Raw genomic sequence first — 18,943 nt, 5'->3', positions numbered from 1 at the left:
AGTTATAATGCATGACATGGAAGCCCCGAACGCCAATTTTTCGGTTCAGGACCTGCTCGACCGGCTGCGGGCAGATCCGCGCTCGTCCAGCGAAATAGCAAGGCTTTGCGGCATCAGCCAGCCCACCGTGTCGCGTCTTCGGCTGTCCGGCGGGCAGCGGCTCAGGCGCAGTGACCCATTCATCAAGCTATGCACTTTCTATGGAATGGAAGTCCCTGTCGCGCCCGCGCGCGGCGGCAGCTACGACGAGCGCCTGCGTGACGCGATCGTCGATGCCTGGGACGGCTCGGACGAACACGGCCGCGCGCTGATGGTGGTGATCCAGGGGCTCAAGGGCCTCAGCTCGAAGCCCGGGTGACGGCCGCGCGGCGGCAGGAATCGAGCGGTAAACGACGACGCGCCCGGGGGGCAACCCCGGGCGCGTCGTCGTTGGTGAAGCGCAACCGCAAGAACCCGGCGGGCGGCGCCCGCGCCGGCCTCAGTGCGAGATCTTCTCCAGCGCGATGCCGCGCGTGCGCGGCCCCATCAGCCCGATCGACGCCATCACGATCAGCATCGCGGCCGAGATGAACGCGAACACGCCCGCCGTGCCGAAGCCGTTCAGCACCGAGGCGATCACGAACGACGTGAAGATCGCCGAGAAGCGGCTCCATGAATAGACGAAGCCGATCGCGCGGGCGCGGATCGCGGTGGGGAACAGCTCGGCCTGATAGGCGTGGAAGCTGTACGACATGATGTTGTTGGCGAGCGTGAGGCCGATGCCCAGCAGCACCAGCAGCGTGGCGGAGCCGCTGCGGCTGAACAGCAGCCCGCAGACGATCGCCGCGCCCGCCATCGCCACGATCACGCTCTTGCGCTCGAAGCGGTCGCCGATCGCGAGGCCGATCAGCGGCCCGACCGGCGCGGCCAGCGCGATCACGCTCGAATACATCAGGCTGGTGGTGATCGTGATGCCCTGCTTGATCAGCAGCGTCGGCACCCAGTTCGCGAAGCCGTAGAAGCCCACCGTCTGGAACACGTTGAAGATCGTCATCATCACGGCGCGCTTGCGGTACGGCGCCACCCACATGTCGGCGAAGCGGCCGCGCGCGGCCACCGGCTCGGCCGGCCCCGGCGGCGGCAGCGGCCGGCCGTATTCGGCGGCCACCTTGGCCTCGAGCGCGCGCATCACGCGGTCCGCCTCGTCGAGCCGGCCCTGCTGCGCGAGCCAGCGCGGGCTCTCCGGCAGCGCGCGGCGAATCCACCAGACGAAGATCGCGCCATGCGCGCCGATCAGCACCACCCAGCGCCAGCCGTCGAGGCCGAACGGCGCGCGCGGCACCAGCAGGTAGGCCAGGAACGCGACCACCGGCACCGCGCAGAAGCCCACCGCCTGCTCGCAGGCGAACGCGCGGCCGCGGATCTGCTTGGGCACCAGCTCCGAGATGTACGTGCCGATCGTCACCATCTCGACGCCGAGCCCGAGGCCCACCACGAAGCGCCAGAAGTTGAGGCCGCCCGCCGTGTCCTGGAACGCCATCACGACGTTGGCCGCCGTGTACCAGAGCAGCGACCAGGTGAACACGCCGCGCCGCCCGAAGCGGTCGGCGAGGAACCCGCAGGCGAGCGTGCCGATGAACAGGCCCGCGAACAGCGCGGCGATGAAGCTCGCCACGCCGGTGGTGCCGAACAGCCCGTGCGTGGTCGCGCTCAGGATGCCGCCCTTCACGAGGCCCGGCGCCACGTAACCGCTGTAAAGCAGGTCGTAGAGTTCGAAGAAGAAGCCGAGGCTCAGCAGCACCACGAGCTTCCAGACGGTGCGGGTCGGCGGCAGGCGGTCCAGGCGCGCCGCGATCGCGCCGGCATCGGGCGGCGCGGCGTCGGCAGCGGTCGTGAGTCGGTCTTCGGTGGCCATGTCGGCTGTCTCCATCTGTTTTGTCGTGATGTGCTGTCGCGGCGAGCCCGCCGCCGCGCGGCACGGCGGCAGGTTCGTCGCGCATTGTACCGGGCCGGCCTGCGCCTGCCGCGCCGCTCTTGCGGCATGGCGGGTCGCGCGGCCGAGATTGCATGGCGTCGATGCACGCTTCGATTTCGCGCGGCTGGCGTCGTGATGTCGTTTCGCTCGTGTCGGCGTTTCATGGCCTCGCTGCAACGCGCGATTGCGGCGCCGATGGCCGCGCGGCACCGCCGCCATTCCCGCGCGGAATGGCAGTTATCGCCCGGGGCCGGCTTCCGGGCGGGCGGCCCGGCGCCGATGATGGCGCATCCCTGACCCACTCGTGACGCCATCGCCATGAACCCCCTTTTCACTCCCACCCGCGTCGGCCCCTATCCGCTCGAACATCGCGTCGTGCTCGCCCCGCTCACGCGCATGCGCACCGACGCGCACAACGTGCCCGGCGACCTGATGGTCGAGTACTACGCGCAGCGCGCGACCGAAGGCGGCCTGCTGATCAGCGACGCCACCGCCGTCTCGCCGCTCGGCATCGCCTACGCCGGCGCGCCCGGCATCTTCAGCCACGCCCAGGTGCGCGGCTGGCAGCGCGTGACGGCGGCCGTCCACGCGAAGGGCGGACGCATCTTCCTGCAGCTCTGGCATGCGGGGCGCCAGGCGCATCCGGCCAACATCGGCGGCGCCGCGCCGGTGGCGCCGTCGGCGATCCGTGCCTATGAACAGGCCGCGATCCTCGACGGCGACGGCCAGGTGATCGACGCCGAGCAGGTGATGCCCCGCGCGCTCACGCTCGACGAGATTCCCGCCGTGATCGACGAATTCCGGCGCGGCGCGGCGCTCGCGCGGCTGGCCGGCTTCGACGGCGTCGAACTGCACGCGGCCAACGGCTACCTGCTCGACCAGTTCCTGCTCGACGGCTCGAACCATCGCACCGACCTCTACGGCGGCCCGATCGAGAATCGCGCGCGCTTCCTGTTCGATGTGCTCGACGCGGTGGTCGCCGAGTGGGGCGCGAATCGCGTGGGCGTGCGGCTCTCGCCGAGCGGCACCTACGGGACCATGTCGGACAGCGATCCGCTCGCCACCTACGGCCACGTCGTGCGCCGGCTCGACCACTACCGGCTCGCCTACCTGCACACGATCGAGCCTCGCATCCGCGGCAACGAGGATGCCGACGGCAGCGCCGCCGCGGTCTCGACCGCCGACGTGCGCGGCTGGTACACCGGCACGCTGATCACCGCCGGCGGCTTCGACGCGCACGGCGCGCAGCAGGCCGTGGCCGGGCGCGCGGCCGATCTGGTCGCGTTCGGCCGGCTGTTCATCTCGAACCCGGACCTGCCGGCGCGGCTGCGCCACGGCGCGCCGCTCAGCGGCTACGACCGCTCGACGTTCTACGGCGGCGGCGCGCGCGGCTACACCGATTACGCCGCGCACGCGGCGGCCGCGTCCGCCTGAGCGCCCTGCGTGGGTTCCGTCGACGCCCGGCGTCGAACGGGCCGCGTGCCGCGCCCGTTGCCGCGCGTCAGACGTCGAACTTCACGCCCTGCGCGAGCGGCAGCTCGCGGCTGTAGTTGATGGTGTTGGTGGCGCGGCGCATGTAGTTCCTCCAGGCATCCGAGCCCGATTCGCGCCCGCCGCCCGTCTCCTTCTCGCCGCCGAACGCGCCGCCGATCTCGGCGCCGCTGGTGCCGATGTTGACGTTGACGATCCCGCAGTCGCTGCCGGCCGCCGACATGAACTGCTCGGCCTCGCGCAGGTCGTTGGTGAAGATCGACGACGAGAGCCCCTGCGGCACGCCGTTGTGCAGCGCGATCGCCTCGTCGAGCGTGTCGTATTCGAGCACGTAGAGGATCGGCGCGAAGGTTTCGCGCGTCACCACCGCCGTCTGCGCCGGCATGCGCACGATCGCCGGACGCACGTAGAACGCGTCCGCGCCGCCCGTCGCCACGCGCTCGCCGCCCGTCACCGTGCCGCCCTGCGCGCGCGCGTCGGCCAGCGCGGCCTGCATCGCCTCGAACGCGGCGCGGTCGATCAGCGGGCCGACCAGCGTGTCGGCTTCGAGCGGATCGCCGACCTTCACCGACGCGAACGCCGTCTCCAGGCGCGGCAGCAGCGCCGCGCTCACGCCGCGCTGCACGATCAGCCGGCGCAGCGTGGTGCAGCGCTGGCCGGCCGTGCCGACCGCCGCGAACGTGACGGCGCGCACCACCAGGTCGAGGTCCGCGCTCGGCGCGACGATCATGCCGTTGTTGCCGCCCAGTTCGAGGATGCCGCGCGCGAGCCGCGCGCCGAGCACCTTCGCCACCTCGACGCCCATCCGCACGCTGCCCGTCGCGCTGACGAGCGGCACCCGCGGCGACGCGGCCAGCGCCTCGCCCAGCTCGCGCCCGCCGATCAGCAGCTGGTTCAGTTCGGCCGGCGCCACGCCGGGGTGGGCCGCGTCGAACGCGCGGATCGCCCTGGCGAGCAGCGCATCGCAGGCCAGCGCCGTGAGCGGCGTCTTCTCGGACGGCTTCCACACCACCGGATCGCCGCACACCAGCGCGAGCGCCGCGTTCCACGACCACACCGCCACCGGGAAGTTGAACGCCGAGATCACGCCGCAGACGCCGAGCGGATGCCAGGTCTCCATCATCCGGTGGCCAGGGCGCTCGGACGCGATGGTCAGGCCGTACAGCTGGCGCGACAGCCCGACCGCGAAGTCGCAGATGTCGATCATCTCCTGCACCTCGCCGAGCCCCTCCGAGGCGATCTTGCCGGCCTCCAGCGTGACGAGGCGGCCGAGCGCGGCCTTGTGCTCGCGCAGCACGTTGCCGAAGCCGCGCACCAGTTCGCCGCGCAGCGGCGCGGGTACCGTGCGCCAGCGCAGGAACGCGGCGTGGGCGGCGTCGATCTTGCGTGCCGCGTCGGCGGCGCTGTCGGCCGCGAGCGTGGCCAGCACGGCGCCGTCGAGCGGCGAGCGCGCGGTCAGCGCCTCGCCGCGCCGGGCGGCCAGATCGACGCCGAGCCCGGCGAGCAGGGAGGAGACGGATGACGCGGCGGTCGGCGCGGAATTCAGCGGGGAAGTCATGATGGGTTGGCCATGGATGAAGGTTCGCGAAGGACCGCGCGGCGCCGCCGATCGGGCGGCCGGCGCGCAACGCGGGACGGCGCGGGCGGCCGCCGGCGCCGCGGGGTACGCGGCACGCCGCGCGGACGGCCCGGATGGCGCTGCATGTCGGCAGACGATACCAGAGCCGGCGCGATCGGGCCGAACCCGGGATCGGCGCGACCGGCGCGCGGCGCCGTCGCGCAGAACAAAAAGACCTTCGGGATCCCGAGCATCGCCCGCCGCCGCGCCCGGCCGGCAGCGCTTTCGGCATGGCCCGCAGCGTGGCGCGCGGCACGCTTTCGGCGTGCCCGGAAGCCCCGAACCCGCATGCTAGAATGCGCCGATCCAGCCGCCGACACGACCCCATGAAACAAGGTAGCAACGCCGATGCGCCCGACGGCGCGACGCCGGCCCGAGGCAGCCGCCGCGACGAGTCGCGGCGCAAGTACGACCCGGAGCAGACCAAGCGCAACATCCTGGAGGTCGCGACCCAGGAGTTCTCCGCGATGGGCCTCGCGGGCGCGCGCGTCGATGCGATCGCCGAGCGCACCAACACCACCAAGCGGATGCTCTATTACTACTTCGACAGCAAGGAAGGGCTGTACGAGGCGGTGCTGGAGAAGGTGTACGGCGACATCCGCACGCTCGAGCTCGAGCTGAACATCGGCGAGCTGACGCCCACCGAGGGCATGCGCCGCCTCGTCGAGTTCACGTTCGACTATCACGACAAGCATCGCGACTTCGTGCGGCTCGTCTCGATCGAGAACATCCACGGCGCGAAATATCTCGAACAGCTGAAGTCGTTCAAGAACCGCAACGTCAGCATCATCAAGACGATCGAGGAACTGCTCGTGCGCGGCGCCGAGGCCGGCGAATTCCGCACCGACATCGACGCGTTCGACCTGCACCTGATGATCAGCTCGTTCTGCTTCCACCGCGTGTCGAACCGCTACACGTTCGGCGCCGCGTTCGGCCGCGATCCGTCGGCGCCGCGTCTGCGCGTGCGCCACCGGACCATGATCGCCGACAGCGTGCTCGGCTACATCGCGCGCTGAACGGGGCCGGGGCGCCGCGCCCGGGCCCCGTTCCGCGCGCGCCCGTCTTCCGGGTTCCCGCCCTCCCGCCCTCCCGCCTTCCCGCTTCGTCAGGCCCGCGGCTCCGGCGTCGCCAGCGCAACGCGCGCCTTCTCCTCGGGGCTGCCCGCCACGAAATACTTCTTCGTCCAGCGCGAATCGGGCCGCAGCGCGAGCGCCGGATGCGCGTCGGCATTGACCTTGCCGCCGCGCGCGGCCTCGATCGCGAGCGCCCGCGCGCGATAGTGCTCGTAGAGCCGCAGGAACTCGGCGAGATAGGTGCCGGCCAGGCGCCGGTCGCGGATCTCGAGCAGGTTCTCGTCGTTGTCGTGCTCGGAATTCGCGCTCATGTTCGCCGAGCCCGTATAGACGATCGGGTTCTCGCCTTCCGCGTCGATCACGATGAACTTGTGGTGGATCACGACGGGCGGATACGACGGCGCGGGCTCGCCCGGAAACAGCCGCAGCTCCGGTTCGAAACCCTTCGGCACGGTGGCCGGCGAGAAGTACTCGGCGTCGATCACGTCGCGGTTGTCGCGGCTGCGGTGATAGAGCTCGAGGTTCGCCAGCTGCGTGGTGTTGATCGGCTTGCCGTTGCGCCGGTCCGCGTCGGCCTGCCCGGCGCGCTTCACGCTGATCCGGTTCACCAGCCCGAACATCATGCGCCCCGCGTCGCCGGCCGCGAAGCAGGCCTCGCGCAGTTCCGCGTCGGTCGGCATGAACAGGCAGAACACCACCGAATGCCGGGCCGCCTGGATCGCCGCGACGATCGTGTCGATCTCGATGCGGCGCTTGCCGGGCTCGGGCGAGAACGCCACGCGCACGCTCGCGCTGCCGACCCGCACCGGTTCCGACCAGCCGCTCGCGAGCTTCGCGGTGTCGGCGATCGACGGGTTCGCGGCCAGCGCGCGGGCGCGATCGTTGTAGAGCCCAGCGAGGATCGCCGAGTCGAAGCTGTGCAGCACGTTGGCCTGCTCGGTGAGGCCCTCGGTCGTGAAGTTCGCCGAGCCGGTCAGCAGCACGGCCGGATGCGGATCGACGGCCTGGTCGTCGGTCACGATGAACTTGTCGTGCATGATCCGCGTGCGGTCGCGCGGCGCGAGCGTGGCGAGGCCCTGCAGCGCGTCCACGGCCGGCTGGTTCGGCGAGGGCAGCGGCGGCTTGCCGGTGCGTCGGGTCTCGTGCGAGTCGTAGACGATCGCGAGCGCATCGGCGCCGTGCCGCCTGCCGAACGCCTCGAAGGCAGGCAGCGCCCACAGCGTGTCGGTCAGGTGGTAGACGGCCGACACCGCGCGCGTGGCCGGCGCGAGCATCAGGTCGAACACCTGCTGCAGGTCGTTGGCGAGCCAGGTGCGCAGCGCGAGCGCCTGCGCGGCGGTGGGCGTGTCGTGCTCGCCGATGCCGAATGCCGCCACCTGCCGCGCGAACGCCTGCGAGCTGACCACCGCGCGGTTGAACCAGGTGCCCACGCCGTCCACCACGTGATCGGGCAGCGTCAGCGCGCAATGACCGGCCTCGCCGTCGAGCACCTGCAGTGAGTCGGGACGGCCGACCACCGGGAGCACGTCGTAGCGGAACGACTGGCCGCGATCGGGCGGATCGATGCGCGCGTCCCACCACATGAACTTCTGGATCGGCGCCTGATCGGTGGGCGCGTCGCGCTGCGGGTCGGCCACCGGGCCGTCGAAGGTCAGCCGGTTCGGCAGCCAGCTGCTGGCCGCGCGCGTCTTGCCGTCGGCACTGTGGAAGCCCGGCGTGCGGCGGATCGCGAAGCCGAGGAAATCGTCGCGGCTCGCCGCCGGCGGCCAGTCGAACGCCAGCAGGACCAGGGTCGGGGACAGGTAACTGCGCACGGTGACGGACATCGGCTCGCTCCTCGGCTCGGGTGGAGCGTCCAGTGTCGGCGGCGCGCTTGCCAGCGGGATGACGCGGACGTGACGTTTTCGTGTCGTCGACATGAAAGCGCATGGCGATTCGCGGCGCCGCCGCCATCGGCGGTGGACTCGGCGCGCACCCGGTTCAGGCGCGCGGCAAGTCCGCCAGGGCCATCCGCCGGATCGGGTCAGCCCCGCCTCCGGCGCACGAGACTCACGCCTCGCAGACGATCAGCTCGATCCCGCGCGAGGCCACGGCGCGGCGCACCGCCCTCTCGGGCATGCGGTCGGTGACGAGATAGCGCGTGTTCTCGGTGCCGTTGATGCGCACCGGCGTGACGCGACCGAACTTCGAATGATCGGCCACCACCACGGCCGTCGCGGCCGACGCCAGCATCCGGCTGCGCACCTCGGCGGCGATCCGCGTGTAGTCGGTCAGGTCGCCGTCCTGCGTCACGCCGCCGGCGCCCACGAACGCGAAATCGACGTGGTACTGCGCGAGCTGCTGGATCGTGTCGAGGCCGAAGGTGGCGTCCTCGTCGTCGGACAGCTCGCCGCCCAGCAGCGTCACGCGGTTCTCGTTGCGGCGCGCGAGCGCGAACGCGATGCGCCAGTCGTTGGTGTAGATCGTGAGGCGGTGGCGGTCGGTCAGCGCCAGCGCGACGGCATGGGTCGTGCTGCCCGAATCGAGCAGCACCGACGCGCCGTCGGGCACCAGGTCGGCCGCGCGCCGGCCGATCGACTGCTTGGCATCGGCGTTGGCGGCCTCGCGTTCGGACAGGCTCGGCTCGCGGCGGTCGGCGGCCAGCGCGCCGCCGTGGGTGGTGACGACCAGCCCGCGCGTGGCAAGCGCGTTCAGGTCGCGCCGGATGGTTTCGCGCGACACGCCGAGCGTGCGCACGAGTTCGGCGACCGACAGGGCGCCCGAGCGGGACAGTTCGGACAGGATGTACTGGTGACGTTGTTCTGCGAGCATGAAGCGATCCGGGGTGCATCGAAGGCACGGGCGGCCTATTGTAGTACGGCTCCTTGACAGGACCGTGAGCGTTCGGCAAGGTGCGCGAGACGTCCGCCCGCGACGCGGCGCGTAACGGTCTGTTGCACGCGCCGACGCGAATCGCGTGCCGCGCCGTTGCTACACTCGCGGCTCGTCAGCAACCGCAGCCGTGGAGCCCCCGCGATGTCCGAAGCCAGTACCGCCCTCGAAATCCGCTTTTCCGCCAACCGCCTCAACGACGGCGCGGGTGATCCGTACTGGATCGACCTGACGCTCGACGAGGCGCGCCGGCTGCACGCGCAACTGGCCGCGCGGCTCGACGAGGCGGCCGGCCGCTTCGCGGCGGTGGCGTCGCGCGAGACCTTCGTGCTGGGCTGAAGCGGGCAGTCCCACGCGGCCGGGACGGGATGGGCCGGCGGCGCCCGCCCTCGCCAGCGCCTCATCCACCTCGGCCCGGCCGCGCCGGCGCCTCGCTCCGGCGCCATCGCGCCCGGCCCCGGCGACACGCCATCGCGCCGCCCGCGAGCGAGTGCAGGTTTTGACAAGACGCGCGGCGCCGCTGCGCAGATACTGCGCGCTTTCCCGTTCCGCCGCCGTCGCGGCCCGCCCCGCATGTCCGCCTTGCTCGCCGCCGCCGCGTTCGTCGCGCTCTGGTCCACCGGCTTCGTCGTCGCCCGCGCGATCCACCCCTACGCCGATCCCAATCTCTATCTGCTGGCCCGCTTCGGCGGCACCGCGCTGCTGTTCGGCGTGATCGCGCTCGCCACGCGCGCGCGCTGGCCCGCCGGCCGCGAGTGGGGCCGCCATCTGCTGGCGGGCGCGCTGCTGCAGGGTGTCTATCTCGGCGCGAGCTACTGGGCCGTCGCGCAGGGCCTGCCGGCCGGCGTGATGGCGCTGCTCGGCGCGCTGCAGCCGCTCGCCACCGCCGCGCTGGCGGTGCCGCTGTTCGACGAGCGGCTGCCCGCGCGCGGCTGGGCCGGCATGGCGCTCGGCCTGGCCGGCGTCGCGCTGGTGCTCGCGCCGAAGCTGGCCGCGCCGGCGGCGGCGTCGGGGCTGTCGGCGCTCACGGTGCTCGTCGCGCTGCTGGCGATCGCCTCGATCACGGCCGGCTCGCTCTACCAGAAAACCGCCGTCGCGCGGACCGACCTGCGCACCACCGTGGCCGTGCAGAACGCCGGCGCGGCGGCCGTGGCGGCCGGCTTCGCGCTCGCGCTCGGCGAGACGCGCTGGATCGCCTCGCCCACGCTGTGGTTCTCGCTCGCGTGGGGCGTGGCAATGCTCTCGGGCAGCGCGATCGTGCTGCTGGTCTGGCTGCTGCGCCGTGGCGGCGCCGCGCGCGCGACCTCGCTGATGTTCCTCGCGCCGCCGCTGGCCGCGCTGCAGGGCTACCTGCTGTTCGGCGAGACGCTCGGCGCGCTGCAGCTGGCCGGCTTCGCGGTGGCGCTGGCCGGGGTCACGCTGGCGCGGGCGCGCCGAGCCGCGCGTTTGCGCTTATGATGCGCGATCTGACCTGATCCGTTCCGGAGCTACCCCGAGATGACCCGCCCTGACTACGCCGCGCGGCAACGCGCGATCGCCGCCGAACTGCTGGTGGCGCCGAGCTTCGACGCCGCCGCCGAGGCCGAGCGCCGCGTCGCCTTCCTGGCCGACTATCTGCGCTCGACCGGCCTGGCCACCTACGTGCTCGGCATCAGCGGCGGCGTCGATTCGTCGACGGCCGGCCGCCTCGCGCAGCTGGCCGTCGAGCGGCTGCGCGCGAGCGGCTACGACGCGCGCTTCATCGCCGTGCGGCTGCCCTACGGCGTGCAGCGCGACGAGGAAGACGCGCAGCGCGCGCTCGCCTTCGTGGCCGCCGACGAGAACCTGACGATCGACGTCAAGCCCGCCGCCGACGCGATGCTCGGCGCCGTGACGGCCGCCGGCCAGGCGTTCCGCGACGAGGCGCAGCAGGATTTCGTCCACGGCAACGTCAAGGCGCGCGAGCGGATGATCGCGCAGTACGCGGTGGCCGGCGCGCGGCGCGGCATCGTGATCGGCACCGATCACGCGGCCGAATCGGTGATGGGCTTCTTCACCAAGTTCGGCGACGGCGGCGCCGACATCCTGCCGCTCGCCGGCCTGACCAAGCGCCGCGTGCGCGCGGTGGCGCGCCACCTCGGCGGCGCGGAAGCGCTCGTGATGAAGGTGCCGACCGCCGACCTCGAGGCGCTGCGCCCGCTGCTGCCCGACGAGACCGCCTACGGCGTGACCTACGACCAGATCGACGATTTCCTCGAAGGCAAGCCGGTGGACGATCACGTCTACGAAACCGTGCTGCGCTTCTACGACCTGACGCGCCACAAGCGCGCGCTGCCCTACACGCCGTTCGACTGGCCGCACCCGCAAGGCGGCGTGGCATGAGCGCCGCGCCGTTCACGGAGGCGCCGTCATGCTGATCGACTGGCACGCGATCGTCGCCGTGTTGTCCGTGTACGTGGTCGGCGTGGTCGCGCCCGGGCCGAACTTCGTCGCCGTCGCGCACAAGGCCGCCTCGTCCACGCGCCCGGCCGCGCTCGCGCTGGTGGGCGGGATCGTCTCGGTCAACCTGTTCTGGGCCAGCTGCGCGATCCTCGGCGTCGGCATCGTGTTTACCGCGTTCCCGTGGATCGCGCTGGTGGTGAAGGTGGCCGGCGCCGGCTACCTGATCTGGTTCGGCTCGCGCCTGATCGTCAAGGCCACGGCCGCGCCCGCCGTGGACCCGCTGGCCGCCAGCGCCACCGATACCAGCCACCGCCGCGCCTACGTGCAGGGCGTGGCCACCAACATCGCCAACCCGAAGTCGATCGCGTTCTTCGCGGCCGTGTTCGCCTCGGCCACGCCCGCGCACGTTGCGTGGCCGACCTTCGGCGTGATGCTGTCGGTGGTGCTGGTGGTGTCGTCGTCGTGGTACGGCTGCGTCGCGCTGGTGCTCTCGCACCCGGACGTGGCCGGCGCCTACCGGCGCGGCAAGGCCTGGATCGATCGCGCCTGCGGCGGCGTGATCATCGCGCTCGGCGTGCGCCAGCTGGTGCGCTGAGGGACGCGCCGCCCCGCTCGCGGGCGGCTTCCCGACGGGCGGCTCGCGTGCCGCCCCGCCCTTTCCTGCGGCTGCGAGAGCCGCCGCCCGCCTCCCCCGCGAAGAAAAATCCGGCCGTCAAGGGCCGCGAAACATAAATACAACGAAACAATCGCGCCGGCCGTTTCCCGTTTCCCTCGAATTGCGCGCCACCGGGCGTGCCGCGTGCTCTTGCAAAGACCGGAACTCTGAATTTCACGGTTCCCTCCCGACACGTTTTTCCCGCTACCTACACTCCGTCATCCGTCGCGTGACGGCCCCATAACGATCACCTTCAGGAAGGGAAAAACATGAAGACCACATCGCTCCAGCACACCGCGCTCGGCATCGTCACCGCCGTTACCGCGCTGTTCGCCGGCGCCGCGCACGCGCAATCGAGCGTCACGCTCTATGGCCTGATCGACGAAGGCCTGAACTTCACGAGCAACGCCGGCGGCCACTCCGCCTACCAGCTCTCGAGCGGCGACACGGCGGGCAGCCGCTGGGGCCTGAAGGGCAACGAGGACCTGGGCGGCGGCAACCATGCCGTGTTCCTGCTCGAGAACGGCTTCAACATCAACAACGGCAAGCTCGGCCAGGACGGCAGCGAATTCGGCCGGCAGGCCTACGTGGGGCTCGCGAGCGACCGCTACGGCACCGTCACGCTGGGCCGTCAGTACGACATCACCGTCGATTCGCTCGGCTTCGCGTCGCTGACCGCCGCCGGCAACTGGGCCGGCGACATCGCCACCGTGCCGTTCGACAACAACAACGAGGACTGGGATTTCCGCGTCAACAACTCGGTCAAGTACGTGAGCCCGACCTGGAACGGGCTGACCGTCGAGGCGATGTACGGCTTCTCGAACCAGACCGGCTTCTCGAACAACCGCCTGTGGGGCGCGACGGTCAACTACCAGAACGGCGGCCTGACGGCGGCGGCCTCGTACCTGCGCATGAACAACCAGGGCTCGACGGCGGGCGGCGCGGTCACGGCGGGCGACCTGTTCGACGGCACGTCGGAGCAGAACATCGGCGCGGCGGTGTCCTACCGCTTCACGAAGGTGCAGGTGGCGGCCTCGTATTCGCACGTCGACGTCTACAACCCCACCAGCAACGTCTGGCTCGCCAACAGCACGCCGTCGAACGGCGCGGCCTGGAACGCCTGGAAGTTCGACAACATCGAGTTCAATTCGCAGTACTACTTCAACTCGGCGTTCTGGCTCGGCGCGTCTTACACGTTCACGATCGCGCACCTGCATTCGCAGCAGGGTGATTACACGCCGAAGTACCACCAGCTCGCGCTGATGCTCGACTACGACCTCAGCAAGCGCACCTCGCTGTACATCCAGACGGCGTATCAGCACGCGGTCAGCGCGCATACCGGTACCAGCTTCGACGATGCGCAGATCATCGACGCGTCGGCGGGGGCTTCGTCGGGCGTGAACCAGACCGTGGTGCGGCTGGGGATGATGCATCGGTTCTAAGGCGGGGCGACGCGCGCGCCCGGCCCGCCGCATGGCCGGATCGGCGGCTCGACGCCGCCGGGCGCCAGGCCGGGCGCCATTTCCCGCGGGCCTTCCCCGTACCGGTCGGTGCGCTGCCGGCCCGGACGGGCGCGCGCCAGCGCGCGAGCATGCAAACCACCGTGGCGGGTGCCGACGCGGGCGTGGTCGGCATCCTGGCATCGGCCCAGTATGATCCGGCATGGACGAGCGCCGTCCACGACAAGGCGGATGTCGGGCTGGCGTTGATCTCGTCCGGATTGCCGACTGTCGGGCGGATGCCACCGACGCCCGCTGTGCCGTCAGCCGGACTGGCGGGCGGGATCATGGCCACCGTGCCCCGACGCCCCCGGCCGGCCGGCGGCCTGCCATGCCGGACTTCCCGCCCGGCCCGGCCTGCCCGGTTCACTCGTCGGCCATCAGATGGCGAATCACCAGCGCCGGGTCGGCGATGTCCAGAATGAGCCTGCGCAGGATGCGCCTGCGCATGTGCTCCTCGTCGAGCGTCCAGGGCGCGCCCTTCTCGCCGAGATAACGGGCGAGGGCGTCCTGGTTGTCTCCACCGGCGGGAAGGTCGAGGCGCGCGGCCAGCAGCCCCGCCACGACGTCGTCGATCTCGACTTCCAGCGGCTTCGAATCAATATGGAGCGTCAGTTTCATGACCGTTCCTGCACGAAAGGCGGCCCCGCGCAACGCAACAGGCATGCGGCGCCGAACGGATCGCGCCGGCCGCGCTGCCGGCCGGCGCATGCGGACAACACTGCCGGGTCAGTAGTCGAACTCCGGTGCGGGAGCGGAAGCCGGCGCCGGCTTCTCGTCTTTCGGCGCCTCGGCCACGGTTGCATCGGTCGTCAGGATCAGGCCGGCAATCGATGCGGCGTTCTGCAGTGCCGTGCGCGTGACCTTGGTGGGATCGACCACCCCCGCCTCGACAAGGTCGCCGTATTCGCCGGTGGCCGCGTCATAGCCGAAATTGCCGCTGCCTTCGAGCACCTTCGCGATGACCACCGACGGCTCGTCGCCGGCGTTCGAGGCGATCACGCGCATGGGCGCCTCGAGCGCACGCAGCACGATCCGGATGCCGGCGTCCTGATCGCCGTTCGCGCCCTTGAGGCTCGCCAACGCCGAACGCGCGCGCACGAGCGCGACGCCCCCGCCCGGCACGATGCCCTCCTCGACGGCCGCGCGCGTGGCGTGCAGCGCGTCGTCGACGCGGTCCTTCTTCTCCTTCATCTCGACCTCGGTCGCCGCGCCCACCTTGATGACGGCCACGCCACCGGCGAGCTTCGCCACGCGCTCCTGCAGTTTCTCGCGATCGTAGTCGCTCGTCGTGTCTTCCAGTTGCCTGCGGATCGACTGCACGCGCTCCTGGATGCGTTTCTGCTCGCCCGCGCCGTCGATGATGATCGTGTCTTCCTTGCGCACTTCGACGCGCCTGGCGCGGCCCAGGTCTTCGAGCGTGGCCTTCTGCAACTGCTTGCCGGTTTCCTCGGAGATGACGGTCGCGCCGGTGAGGATCGCGATGTCCTCGAGCATGGCCTTGCGGCGATCGCCGAAACCGGGCGCCTTCACGGCGGCCACCTTGAGGATGCCGCGCATCGCGTTGACCACCAGCGTGGCCAGCGCTTCGCCGTCGACGTCCTCCGCGACGATCAGCAGGGGCTTGCCGGCCTTGGAGCCTGCCTCGAGCACCGGCAGCAGGTCCCGGACGCTCGAGATCTTGCCGTCGTGCAGCAGGATCAATGCGTCGTCGAGATACGCGGCCTGCTTGGCGGGATCGTTGATGAAGTAGGGGCTCAGGTAGCCGCGGTCGAACTGCATGCCCTCGACCACGTTCAGTTCGTTCTCGAGCGACTTGCCGTCCTCGACCGTTATCACGCCTTCCTTGCCCACCTTCTCCATGGCCTCGGCGATGATCTTGCCGATCGCCTCGTCGGAGTTCGCCGAGATCGAGCCGACCTGCGCGATCTCCCGGTTCGTGGAAATCGGCCTGGACAGCTTGCGCAGTTCGTCGAGCACGGCGGCCACCGCCTTGTCGATGCCGCGCTTCAGGTCCATCGGATTGATCCCGGCGGCGACGTGCTTCATGCCTTCCTGCACGATCGCCTGCGCCAGCACCGTTGCCGTGGTGGTACCGTCCCCCGCCACGTCGGCGGTTTTCGACGCAACCTGTTTCACCACCTGCGCGCCCATGTTTTCGAAGCGGTCCTTCAGCTCGATTTCCTTGGCGACCGACACGCCGTCCTTCGTGATGGTCGGCGCGCCGAAGCTTCGCTCGATCAGCACGTTGCGGCCCTTCGGGCCGAGCGTGACCTTCACGGCATCGGCCAGCACGTTCACGCCCTTGACGATGCGGGCACGGGCGCCGTCGTGAAATTTGACGTCTTTTGCACTCATGTTGCTGCTCCGGTGAAGTCGTTGACTCGACGCGTCGCGGGCGACCGGGCGGCCGCCCGCGACCGGTCGAAGGTTCAGGCGGCCTTGCGGGCGGCGCCCGCGCCGGTCTCGAGGACGCCCATCACGTCCTCCTCGCGCATGACGAGCAGTTCCTCGCCATCGATCTTGACGGTCTGGCCCGCGTATTTGCCGAACAGCACCTGGTCACCGACCTTCAACTGGAGCGCACGAAGCGCGCCATCCTGCAGCAGCCGGCCGCTGCCCACCGCGACGACTTCGCCCTGTTCGGGCTTTTCCGTCGCCGAATCGGGAATCACGATGCCCGAGGCCGTCGTCCGTTGAGCTTCGATTCGCTTGACGATAACCCGGTCGTAGAGGGGACGAATCTGCATTTCCATCTCCTGAGCGATGAAAGGATCACCAATAAGGGAATCCGGCTGCGTACCGGGAGCGATGCGCCGCGGCGCAGCCGAGCCAGTGTCTGGCGGAAAGCGAAATAGAGTCGGCCGGCGCGCCCTTCAAGAGGGCCGAAAACGGCAGTTTGTAACAGATTGTTTCGACGCGACGGCCGGGTGCGGTGGACCGCGCCGAGGTCGGAAGGCTGGCACGCGGCATGCCCATTTCCATGGCCCCCCACCCCATGAGGAGACGCATCATGCCCACGGACCCGCCCCGCACCGGGCAAGGCAATTCCGACGAGCACGAGGACCCCGGCGACAGCACGCCGGGGCAGGAAGGCAAACGTAGCGGCACCAGGACGCCGCCGCGGCGCAGCGCGCGGGCCCCGGCGCGCCAAGGATTCAGGTGGCCCGGGTGCCGCGCTTGCGGGCCGGTTGCGTCGCGGCGTGAAAGTGATCGTTGATGGTCTCGATCGCCTGGCCGAGAAACTGCAGGAACATGCTCATCGCGACCGTGGTCGTCAGATCCGAGCGTTGATACAGGCAACTGAACGACTGGGCGCCCGTGTCGGCGAGCGGTGTCCACGCGAGCTTGCGCCGGGCGACATCTTCCGCGACGTTCTCCGCGATCAGAAAGCCGATGCCCACGCCGTCCGCCACGAGCCGGCGCACCATCGAAACCGAACTGGTCTCCACCAGCGGACGCGCCTTGCGGCGCTCCCGGTGATCGATCTGGTCCACCATCAAGCGCAATTCGGTATCCGGCGTCATCAGAATGAGCGGATAGTCGAGGCACTCGCGCAAACGCGGACGTCGCTGCAGCGTCGTGAGCGGATGTCCCGGGGGCGTGACGAGCCCGAGATGCTGCGCGAACGCGCGCACTTCCACGACGCCGAGCGGCGGCTTGCGGCGCAGGCCGTAGCCGATATCCGCCTCGCCTGTCTCGACCCACTTCAGGATGCTCTCGCCATTGCCCGATCGCACGCTATAGGTCACCCCCGGATAGCGCTTCATCGCGGCCTGGATCGCGTCCGGCACCAGCTGTTCCGCCGACGAGGGCGACACCGCGAGATTCACGTGTCCACGACGCAGCGAGCGCAGATCCTCGACCTGCGTCATCGCATTGTCGAAATCGCGCTGGCTGCGCCGCACCGCGGCAATGATGATCTCGCCCGCCGTGGTCAGTTGCATGCCGCGCGGCAAGCGGTCGAACAGCGGCGAGCCGACCTGCTCTTCCAGATTGAGGATCTGCTGATGCACCGCGGCGGCGGTCAGGTGCAGCGCTTCGGCCGCCTTGCGGATCGAACCGCGCCTGACCACCTCGTCGAAACACCGGAACGTCTGCGATATTGGACGCATGAATTTGCCGTATGGTTTTTCCATACGGCCCGTATAGAACAATCATATTTTCCTGACACCACGAATAGCCTAGATTCTGCTCCGTCATCTTAACGGAGCGAAATGTGACCACCAAAGTCGATCAAGTCACCCAGCGGCGCCGCGGCGTCGGCCTGATTGCTCACGACCCGGACCTGTGCGCCGGCGGCTACACGCTGATCGCGCCGCAAACGGCGGGTGGCCGCGTGTACCTCGTCGACATCGGGGGCGAGGTCGTTCACCAGTGGCAGATGCCGGTGCGCCCCGGCCGCCATGCGGTGATCCTGCCGAACGGCAATCTTGGCTACAACGGCAGTCATGTGGACTCGGAAGACCGCTACGCATCGTGGTCGATGTGGCATGGCGGCGACTTCTACGAAGTCACGCCGCAAGGCGAGGTGGTCTGGCGCTACCAGGACACCGCTCATCATCACGACGCGCAGTGGCTGCCGAACGGCAACCTGCTGTACGCCGCCTGCTCGGCGGTGCCGTCGGGCTTCGCGGAGCGCGTGCCCGGCGGCACGGCGCACGCACCCGGCGAGGTGATGTACGGCGACGTGATCCGCGAGGTGAATCGCGCCGGCGAACTGGTGTGGGAATGGAAGGCCTGGGAACATCTGAACCCCGAGGACTTTCCGATTGCGCCAGGCTTCGGCCGTTATCACTGGCCGCTGGTGAACGGACTCGGCGTCAACGCCAGGGGCGAGGTGCTGATGAGCTTGCGCACCACGTCGGGCATTATCGCGGTCGACAGGCAGACGGGCGGCGTGACCATGCATATCCCGCCGAGCCTGGTATCGCATCAGCATGCGCCCGTCGCGCTCGCCAACGGCAACATCCTCACCTTCGACAACGGCAACTTCCGCACCGGCGCGCATGTGGCGTTCTCGCGCGTGCTGGAGATCGACCCGGCGAGCCGCGAGGTGGTGTGGTCGTACGCGGACGACATGGTGAACATGTTCTACAGCGCGTTCATGGGCAACGCGCAGCGCCTCCCGAACGGCAACACCCACATCACGGAATCGGCCAGCGGGCGCCTGTTCGAAGTGACGCCGGCGGGCGAAGTGGTGTGGGAATACGTGATTCCGTGGTTCGGCGAATACCCCGACGAGGCGGCGCGCCGAACCGGTCCGGGTCAGCTGAACAGCGTGTTCCAGACACTGCGTTACCGCCGCGAGCAATTGCCGTGGTTGCACGCGTGAGCCAGGCGCATCATCGTGCTTCGAAC

Annotated in this window: 17 protein-coding genes; 9 read left to right on the top strand and 8 right to left on the bottom strand. The window is 70.1% G+C overall.

Annotation, left to right across the window (positions count from 1 at the left end; translation table 11 throughout):
• Positions 1–16 precede the first annotated feature (16 nt).
• Positions 17–358 carry a DNA-binding protein gene (locus tag bpln_RS20750; RefSeq protein WP_042629267.1) on the top strand — a complete coding sequence of 114 codons (342 nt, stop codon included), beginning with the start codon at positions 17–19 and terminating at the stop codon, positions 356–358.
• Between the two features lie 120 nt (positions 359–478).
• Here the strand turns inward: bpln_RS20750 and bpln_RS20745 are convergent, their stop codons facing one another.
• A complete protein-coding gene (locus bpln_RS20745; protein WP_055139857.1) occupies positions 479–1,894 on the bottom strand; it encodes an MFS transporter in 1,416 nt (471 codons plus the stop codon).
• A 378-nt stretch (positions 1,895–2,272) separates the two neighbouring features.
• Here bpln_RS20745 and bpln_RS20740 point away from each other — a divergent pair, with 378 nt between their 5' ends.
• A complete protein-coding gene (locus bpln_RS20740; protein WP_042627232.1) occupies positions 2,273–3,388 on the top strand; it encodes an alkene reductase in 1,116 nt (371 codons plus the stop codon).
• A 67-nt stretch (positions 3,389–3,455) separates the two neighbouring features.
• On the opposite strand, the gene amaB is transcribed toward bpln_RS20740, so the two are convergent.
• Positions 3,456–5,003 (bottom strand): L-piperidine-6-carboxylate dehydrogenase, encoded by a 1,548-nt coding sequence (amaB, locus tag bpln_RS20735; RefSeq protein ID WP_042627231.1) that lies wholly within the window; start codon positions 5,001–5,003, stop codon positions 3,456–3,458.
• 386 nt (positions 5,004–5,389) lie between these two features.
• On the opposite strand from amaB, the gene bpln_RS20730 reads away from it, so the two are divergent.
• Complete coding sequence (locus tag bpln_RS20730; RefSeq protein ID WP_042627230.1) at positions 5,390–6,079, top strand: TetR/AcrR family transcriptional regulator; 690 nt, start codon at positions 5,390–5,392, stop codon at positions 6,077–6,079.
• Positions 6,080–6,168: 89 nt separating this feature from the next.
• Here the strand turns inward: bpln_RS20730 and bpln_RS20725 are convergent, their stop codons facing one another.
• Positions 6,169–7,962: a phospholipase D-like domain-containing protein gene (locus tag bpln_RS20725; RefSeq protein WP_055139856.1), complete on the bottom strand. Its 1,794-nt coding sequence runs from the start codon at positions 7,960–7,962 to the stop codon at positions 6,169–6,171.
• Positions 7,963–8,185: 223 nt separating this feature from the next.
• Positions 8,186–8,947, bottom strand: coding sequence for a DeoR/GlpR family DNA-binding transcription regulator (locus bpln_RS20720; RefSeq protein WP_042627228.1), 762 nt, complete (start codon positions 8,945–8,947; stop codon positions 8,186–8,188).
• 204 nt (positions 8,948–9,151) lie between these two features.
• Between bpln_RS20720 and bpln_RS20715 the strand changes: the two genes are divergently transcribed.
• From bpln_RS20715 to bpln_RS20695, 5 genes are all read left to right on the top strand, one after another.
• Positions 9,152–9,346 carry a hypothetical protein gene (locus bpln_RS20715; RefSeq protein ID WP_042627227.1) on the top strand — a complete coding sequence of 65 codons (195 nt, stop codon included), beginning with the start codon at positions 9,152–9,154 and terminating at the stop codon, positions 9,344–9,346.
• 234 nt (positions 9,347–9,580) lie between these two features.
• Positions 9,581–10,465: a DMT family transporter gene (locus bpln_RS20710; RefSeq protein WP_042627226.1), complete on the top strand. Its 885-nt coding sequence runs from the start codon at positions 9,581–9,583 to the stop codon at positions 10,463–10,465.
• Between the two features lie 39 nt (positions 10,466–10,504).
• Positions 10,505–11,368: an ammonia-dependent NAD(+) synthetase gene (gene nadE / locus bpln_RS20705; RefSeq protein ID WP_055139855.1), complete on the top strand. Its 864-nt coding sequence runs from the start codon at positions 10,505–10,507 to the stop codon at positions 11,366–11,368.
• A 28-nt stretch (positions 11,369–11,396) separates the two neighbouring features.
• Entirely contained in the window at positions 11,397–12,023 is a 627-nt protein-coding gene (locus tag bpln_RS20700; RefSeq protein ID WP_080937339.1) for a LysE family translocator, read from the top strand.
• Positions 12,024–12,352: 329 nt separating this feature from the next.
• On the top strand, positions 12,353–13,525 hold the full coding sequence (locus bpln_RS20695) for a porin (protein ID WP_055139854.1): 1,173 nt from the start codon (positions 12,353–12,355) through the stop codon (positions 13,523–13,525).
• A gap of 423 nt (positions 13,526–13,948) precedes the next feature.
• On the opposite strand, the gene bpln_RS20690 is transcribed toward bpln_RS20695, so the two are convergent.
• The 4 genes from bpln_RS20690 to bpln_RS20675 all read right to left on the bottom strand — a co-directional run bounded on the left by bpln_RS20690 (position 13,949) and on the right by bpln_RS20675 (position 17,697).
• Positions 13,949–14,203, bottom strand: a complete 255-nt coding sequence (locus bpln_RS20690; protein WP_042627223.1) for a hypothetical protein — start codon at positions 14,201–14,203, stop codon at positions 13,949–13,951.
• Between the two features lie 108 nt (positions 14,204–14,311).
• A complete protein-coding gene (gene groL, locus bpln_RS20685; RefSeq protein ID WP_055139853.1) occupies positions 14,312–15,940 on the bottom strand; it encodes a chaperonin GroEL in 1,629 nt (542 codons plus the stop codon).
• Between the two features lie 74 nt (positions 15,941–16,014).
• The gene (locus bpln_RS20680) at positions 16,015–16,332 is read right to left on the bottom strand and encodes a co-chaperone GroES (protein ID WP_042629265.1); all 318 of its coding nucleotides are present in this window, start codon (positions 16,330–16,332) and stop codon (positions 16,015–16,017) included.
• A 408-nt stretch (positions 16,333–16,740) separates the two neighbouring features.
• Entirely contained in the window at positions 16,741–17,697 is a 957-nt protein-coding gene (locus bpln_RS20675; RefSeq protein WP_055141155.1) for a LysR family transcriptional regulator, read from the bottom strand.
• 104 nt (positions 17,698–17,801) lie between these two features.
• Between bpln_RS20675 and bpln_RS20670 the strand changes: the two genes are divergently transcribed.
• Entirely contained in the window at positions 17,802–18,917 is a 1,116-nt protein-coding gene (locus bpln_RS20670; protein WP_055139852.1) for an aryl-sulfate sulfotransferase, read from the top strand.
• Positions 18,918–18,943 lie beyond the last annotated feature (26 nt).

Source organism: Burkholderia plantarii (assembly GCF_001411805.1).
Lineage (GTDB): Bacteria > Pseudomonadota > Gammaproteobacteria > Burkholderiales > Burkholderiaceae > Burkholderia > Burkholderia plantarii.
This window is presented reverse-complemented; position numbering and strand designations above follow the sequence as displayed.